7 protein-coding genes are annotated in these 6661 nt (G+C 41.6%); 6 read left to right on the top strand and 1 reads right to left on the bottom strand.

What is annotated here, in order from left to right:
• Positions 1–161 precede the first annotated feature (161 nt).
• From dcd to cysS, 6 genes are all read left to right on the top strand, one after another.
• A complete protein-coding gene (gene dcd / locus BWI96_RS19530; protein WP_106638202.1) occupies positions 162–683 on the top strand; it encodes a dCTP deaminase in 522 nt (173 codons plus the stop codon).
• Positions 684–695: 12 nt separating this feature from the next.
• Complete coding sequence (locus BWI96_RS19525) at positions 696–1109, top strand: Fur family transcriptional regulator (protein WP_106638201.1); 414 nt, start codon at positions 696–698, stop codon at positions 1107–1109.
• 89 nt (positions 1110–1198) lie between these two features.
• On the top strand, positions 1199–2179 hold the full coding sequence (locus BWI96_RS19520) for a GTP-binding protein (protein WP_198555319.1): 981 nt from the start codon (positions 1199–1201) through the stop codon (positions 2177–2179).
• Positions 2172–2570, top strand: a complete 399-nt coding sequence (locus BWI96_RS19515) for a phosphoribosyl-AMP cyclohydrolase (protein WP_106638199.1) — start codon at positions 2172–2174, stop codon at positions 2568–2570. The genes BWI96_RS19520 and BWI96_RS19515 overlap by 8 nt, the downstream gene beginning before the upstream one ends.
• Before the next feature lie 7 nt (positions 2571–2577).
• Complete coding sequence (gene folE / locus BWI96_RS19510; protein WP_198555318.1) at positions 2578–3240, top strand: GTP cyclohydrolase I FolE; 663 nt, start codon at positions 2578–2580, stop codon at positions 3238–3240.
• A 6-nt stretch (positions 3241–3246) separates the two neighbouring features.
• Entirely contained in the window at positions 3247–4731 is a 1485-nt protein-coding gene (cysS, locus tag BWI96_RS19505) for a cysteine--tRNA ligase (protein ID WP_106638198.1), read from the top strand.
• A gap of 45 nt (positions 4732–4776) precedes the next feature.
• Here the strand turns inward: cysS and BWI96_RS19500 are convergent, their stop codons facing one another.
• On the bottom strand, positions 4777–6165 hold the full coding sequence (locus tag BWI96_RS19500) for an alkaline phosphatase (RefSeq protein ID WP_106638197.1): 1389 nt from the start codon (positions 6163–6165) through the stop codon (positions 4777–4779).
• Between the last annotated feature and the right edge of the window lie 496 nt (positions 6166–6661).

Genomic DNA, 6661 nt, shown 5'->3' with positions numbered 1-6661 from the left:
ATCCGGGAGCTGGAAAGCTGCCTTTGCACCGCGGCAGAAATTCGGCAAATGGAAGCAGGTGTTCGTTTTCGGGATCCTTTCCCAAAATGGGAAGAGTAATAGATACCTTGGATAGTAGCTGAAGCTGATTTAGCTACTATCCACTTATAAATAAAGAGCTTATGATTTTAAGTGGGTTAAGTATTAAGGAGAAGATGGGTAGTGAGATTTTCATTGAACCCTTCGATGAACACAAGTTAAACCCCAATAGCTACAATCTATCGCTTCATTCAGAATTACTAGTGTATGAAGAGCAGGTTCTGGATATGAAAAAGGTCAATGCTTATCATTCATTAACCATTCCAGCGGAAGGATTTATTTTAGAGCCACACCGATTGTATTTAGGACGAACCATTGAGCGAACACGAACTCAAGGTTTGGTCCCCATGCTAGAGGGACGTTCTTCGATAGGTAGGTTAGGTCTCTTTGTGCACATCACGGCGGGCTTTGGGGATGTAGGATTTGACGGCTACTGGACGCTTGAAATGTTTTGCGTTCAACCCATTCGGATTTATTCCGGCATTGATATCTGTCAAATTTATTATCACGAAATAACTACCCCCTTTGAACCTTATCAAAGTGGAAAATACCAGAGCAATCAAGGCATCCAGGCCAGTTTACTTTATCAGGACTTTGTCAGCTAAGCTCGTTTACTAATGGTATCTTGTAAGTCTTTGCTAGAAGAAAAGGGAATCAAACCTACGCAGAACCGACAAAAAGTATTGGATTGCTTTATATCTACTAATAAAGGTTTTTCCAATACGGATCTGTTTAAATCATTCGAATTAAAAATGGATCGGGTAAGCGTTTATCGGTGCTTACAGGATTTACTAGAGGCGGGACTACTTCAATGCATCATTGATTTTGAAGGTATTCGCATCTACTACTACGAAACACGGTCCGAGAAAGATCGTTTACAACCTCATTTTAAATGTAAAGCCTGTCAGCAAATTAGCAGTCTACCCGAGCTTCCTTCCAGTTACCGTCAGTTATTGGATGGGTTTAAAATTGAAGAAGCACAGTTTCTTCTGGAGGGGACGTGTCAGCAGTGTCAGCAAAAGCACGTATAGGTAACAAAAAGTAACTTCATTTTGTAAAGCATTAGTAATCTTCAATCTTTTAAGTACGCTTGATCATGCATCAAGCGTCAGTGTTATGTATGTCAAATAAACCACGTATCCAAGTATATATATTAACTGGTTTTCTTGGCTCGGGGAAAACAACCATACTGAATCACTTACTCTCTTCTTTAAAAGGATCTCGTGTTACTGTCATTGAAAACGAATTTGGAGACATCTCTATTGATGGGAGCTTGATTAATCAACAACTTAGTCAAGTTGTTGAATTAAGTAACGGCTGTATTTGCTGTTCCCTCGATGAAGATCTATATGATGTTCTCACTGAATTAGCTCAGTCGGAGTTGCCGTCGGAGAATTTATTTATCGAAACGACGGGTATTGCGGATCCTGGAAATGTAGCGTCTATCTTTAAACGGGAAGATGTTAGTAAAGTTTTTGAGTTAAAAAGAGTCCTTTGTGTAATTGATGCGGAGACGGTAGAAGATTATCTAAAGCAAACTAGCGAATTACACCGTCAAATCATTGGTTCAGATGTATTGATTATCAATAAAATAGGTTTAGTTGATCCCACGTACCTCTCCTCTTTACAAAAGATTTTAAATTCCATGAATCCCTTTGCGGATTTTGTTACCACAGAAGATGGCCAGTTTAATTTTGAATTACTGGAGAAGTCGCAAACAAGAATCGTTATACCTAAGCCAAAATGGTCTTTATTAGGAAGGTTTTCTCATCAAATCAGCACGACCTCTTTTAGTACACTTTTAGCCTTCGACGAACGGGAGCTGCTGCATGCTTTGACGGTAACCCTGATGTTGTATTACAAACAAGTATACCGAATTAAAGGATTTGTTCAAGTTAAAGGCCGCTCGGAAAAGTTTTTATTACAGTCGACGGGTCAGCGTCTAACCTTAGAGGCGATAGGCTCTTGGGATTCAGATCAACGGCTTTCGCAAATGGTTTTTATTGGAATTGGGTTACAACATCAAACCATTGAACGCATTTTAAGGCCAACCTTTGCTAACGGACTAACAAAAACTGATGTTAAGTTAGAAAATGAATAATGATCTATTGGAAGAATCCCAGGAACTGGATTTACAGTTTGAAAAACGGGATGGTCTCTTACCCGTAGTGATTCAGGAAACGACTACTGGTCAAATCTTAATGATGGCCTGGGTCAATAAAGAAGCTTTTTCCTATACGCTTACTCATCGAAAAGCAGCTTTTTGGAGTACATCTCGGCAAATGCTCTGGGTAAAAGGGGAAACCTCGGGAAATACTTTGCACGTAGATCATATCCTGATTGATTGTGATCAGGACGCACTCGTCTATCAGGTAACGTTAGACGAGGGTGGGGTCTGCCATACCTTTAATCGATTGGGTCAAAACCGAAAAGCGTGTTTTTATCGGAATCTTTGTTTAGATACGCATCGACTTTACTTTTTAGAAGAATAATGGACGCATGAATAAAGAAAAAGAAGTCTATGAATTAGAGGGGGAGTTGCACCGGATGCACTCGATTCGTACCCCCCTTCGTCCTGATGCTTTCGAAAAATCCGATACGAGCAAAATCGAAGCTATTGAAGGACATTTTAAAGCGATTATGGAAGAGCTTGGATTGGATCTTACCGATGATAGTTTAAAAGGTACACCTTACCGAGTCGCTAAAATGTACGTAAAAGAGCTATTCTACGGCCTGAATCCTACGTGCAAACCTTCCGTTTCAATTTTTCATAATTCGTATGGCTATGAAAAAATGCTTATCGAGCGGGATATTACCTTTCATTCGGCCTGTGAACACCACTTCATGCCCATTATCGGGAAAGCTCATGTGGGCTACATAGCCGGGCCCCACGTAATCGGCCTTTCCAAAATTAATCGTTTGGTGGATTATTATGCCCGCCGACCCCAGGTACAAGAACGATTATGCTTGCAAATTTTTACGGAGTTAAAGAATATTCTACAAACCGAGGACGTGATCGTAGTCGTCGAAGCTGAGCATTTATGCGTTTCAACGCGGGGTGTAAAAGATGCAACTAGTCGCACCATTACCCTCGAATTTGGGGGGCAATTCAAACAGCAGGCAATTCGGAAAGAGTTTTTTCAAGTTATTGATTCGGTGTAAAAAGATATGGAATCGGAATTGGTGATTTACAATAGTCTAAGTCGAAAAAAAGAACGGTTTATTCCTTTACTGCCTGGTAAGGTGGGTATGTACGTCTGTGGTCCAACCGTATACGGCGATCCTCATTTGGGACATGCCCGCTCCGCTATTACTTTCGACACCGTTTACCGTTACCTCACTTACCTAGGATATCAGGTTCGTTACGTGCGTAACATCACTGATGTAGGTCATTTGGAAGATGAACAGGCGGAACAAGGAGAAGATAAAATTCTCAAACGTGCCCGTCTCGAAGCACTTGAACCCATGGAGGTAGCACAGCGATACACGAATAGCTATCGAAAGGCGATGCGATCTTTGAATGTAACGGAGCCCTCCATTGAGCCTGTAGCCTCTGGACATATCCTTGAACAAATTCAAATTATAAAAGAAATTCTAGCAAATGGATTTGCTTATGAGGTAGAAGGCTCTGTTTATTTTGATCTACATGCTTACACTCATATCTATCCCTACGGTCAGTTGACAGGAAGAAACATAGAAGAAGCACGAAACGGATCTCGAAATTTATCAAATCAACAGGAGAAAAAACATCCTGCCGATTTTGCTCTCTGGAAAAAAGCAGGACCTGAACACCTTATGAAATGGGAATCTCCCTGGAGTTGGGGGTTCCCAGGTTGGCATATTGAATGTACCGCCATGAGTACTAAATATTTAGGACTTCCTTTCGATATTCATGGCGGTGGCTTGGATCTGAAATTTCCTCATCACGAATCTGAAATTGCCCAAAGTTACGCAGCCTTTCATCAAGCTCCAGTGAACTATTGGATGCATAATAATCTAGTTACTCTGGAAGGCCAGAAAATGGCTAAATCCAAAGGAAATTTTATCACCCTGCAAGAACTATTCTCAGGAGATCATTTTCTGCTCGAACACGCGTATAGTCCGATGACTTTACGCGTGTTGATGTTACTAGCCCATTACTCGAGTCCCTTAGATTTTTCTAACCAAGCCCTAAAGGCTGCAGAAAGCGTTTATAAGAAACTCATGAACGGGCTTGCACTCCTACCTCAACTTCGTAGCAATGAAGATCAGGGTAGCAATGAGATAGATCAGGAAATACTAACACTTTGCCAGCGGTGCAAACAGGAGATGGATCACGATTTTAATACCGCAAGCACGATTAGTGTTCTGCTTGAACTAAATTCTTGGATGAACAAAATTTCGAAGAACGATCAGCTTAGACCTGCATTGGCAACAGTTGAACAGCTTAAAAATACCTACCATGCCTATGTTACTAATGTGTTAGGTCTTTTGCCCGAATCCCAGGCGGATGAGCGGCTGGCCTCAATACTTGATATTTTAATAAACCTTCGGAACAAAGCCAGACAAGAAAAGAACTACTCCCTTTCCGATCAAATCAGAGCGGAATTAGCTAACCAAGGGATTCAATTATTGGACAGCTCCTTGGGAGAAGTTCAAATCAAGTGGGAATAAATAGTCCTAAGGCCAGCGAGCCGTAGCTCCGAGCTGGCCTTATCCTTACTGAGCACAAACTCCCGTAGCCTTCAGCATGAAGAAATGTAAATCCGTATTCTTAACAAAAGCGGGCAAGGCTTCACTTCCTGGGCCCAGCATCGCTAGCTCGACAAAGTCGGCCGAGTGATCTTTGCCCGCCCAACCTACCGAGGTATGAGCGAATTGCATTTGAGCTAGCTTTTGAAAAGGTAATTGACGGGCATTATAAATACCCGTTTCGTCCAAATGAGTATAGCTTTCCAATAGACTTTTAGCCTCAGCAGGAGTTAATACCCAGTTTTGAAAAGCTCTAAAACGATCAATGACCTGAGCAGGTGTATCGCTTTTAGAGAGTTGATTGAGAATCCAGTCATTGGTATGCGTAAAGGTTTGGAGCAGATCAAAATGTTGATTAGCCTTACTGCCGGCAATGAGGCCTGGATTACTATTGCCATGATCGGTTGTAATAATGATCAGTGTATTTTGATCTTTTTCAGCGAAGTCTAATACTACTTTTAAGGCTTCATCAAAAGCCATTTGCTCGTAAAGTAACGAAGCAATATCATTGGCATGAGCTGCCCAGTCTACTTTTCCACTTTCAATTTGTAATACAAATCCTTCACGAGAGGTAGTAAGTAGAGCCAAGGCTTTCTCCGTCATTTCTTTTAACGTTGGAATGCGTACGCTCAAGGCTGCATCCTGCATTCGATCTAACGTATAGGGTAATGCGTCAGGATGAAATATGCCTAGAACAGGACTGTGGTTTTTTAAATTGGCCAGTTCGTTTCTATTTTTTGCCACTTGAAACCCTTTGTCATGAAATTCCTGAAAAAGATCTCGTTTATCTTTTCGAGTGTCTTTATCAAAAAGCTCCGTTCCTCCACCCATCATGACATCGAAACGAAGATCCAAATATTGTAAAGCAATGTCTTCCATGCCATTTCGACTCTTGCTTGTTACGCAAAAACCAGCCGGTGTTGCATGGGTAATGGGAACAGTTGTTACGCAACCAACCTTTTTTCCTGCTGCCTTAAACTTTTGCAAAATAGGTTGATAGATTTCACCCCGAGCCCCTACGTTTAATGAGCCATTGGGAACCCGAACGCCCCCTCCCCAGGCGGAACTTGCCGCAGCAGAATCCGTTACCAGAGAACTTGCCGATGCCGTATCCATTAAAGCTCGTTTGATCCGGTTCTCCCGGTATAAGTTAATCCAATGACTACCCCTTCCTTCTTTCCGATTAAGGTATAAATCGGTCAGGTTTAAAGCCCCCTGACTCATCCCGTCGCTGACCATAAACACAATGTTTTTGGCTTGCTGAGAAGAACGAGTTAATCTCGGAATAGAGGCATCCGTAAGGGCTGTGCCTAGGGCGGCCAAGGAGCTTTGACGAAAAAAATCCCTTCGTTTCATGAAATTAGTACGTATAAAATAAAATGGGAAAAACAGTTAGTATGAAGACCTGAGGTTTGCAGAATATGAGATCGTAGTCCCCAAAGTTCTTGGGATGACGTTCAGTGACCAAGGCTAATCCTTTTCAAGGGATACATTCCATCAGGTACTGAGAGCAGTGGGGTATGACGACAAGATTTTCCTAGGTAGAGAGAAAGTGAAGCGAATACCGATCACAAGTCCTTGACTGAGCAGAGTGGTCATTGGTTGACAGGATTATTAAAATAGATTTTCAATGGTACTTAGTTTACCTTCCTTGCATATAATTAAATGAAAAACAGTATCCCTAAAAGGAATACTGTTCTAAGGCAACCTTTCGGGTTGTTTTCTGATTTCCACATCAAAAAATTATCCGTACTCCTTAGCCAAGAGAATACCTTCATATAATTTCGGTTCAGATAAAGCCTTCTCTTGTCTTGATTAGGAGGACCTGACAAAGATAAATGCTTTTTGCAAC

Origin of the sequence: Siphonobacter sp. SORGH_AS_0500 (genome assembly GCF_002838835.1) — a bacterium.
In the GTDB taxonomy this organism is placed as follows: Bacteria; Bacteroidota; Bacteroidia; order Cytophagales; family Spirosomataceae; genus Siphonobacter.
Note: the sequence above shows the minus strand (reverse complement) of the source record. Positions and strands in the feature narration are given on the sequence as shown.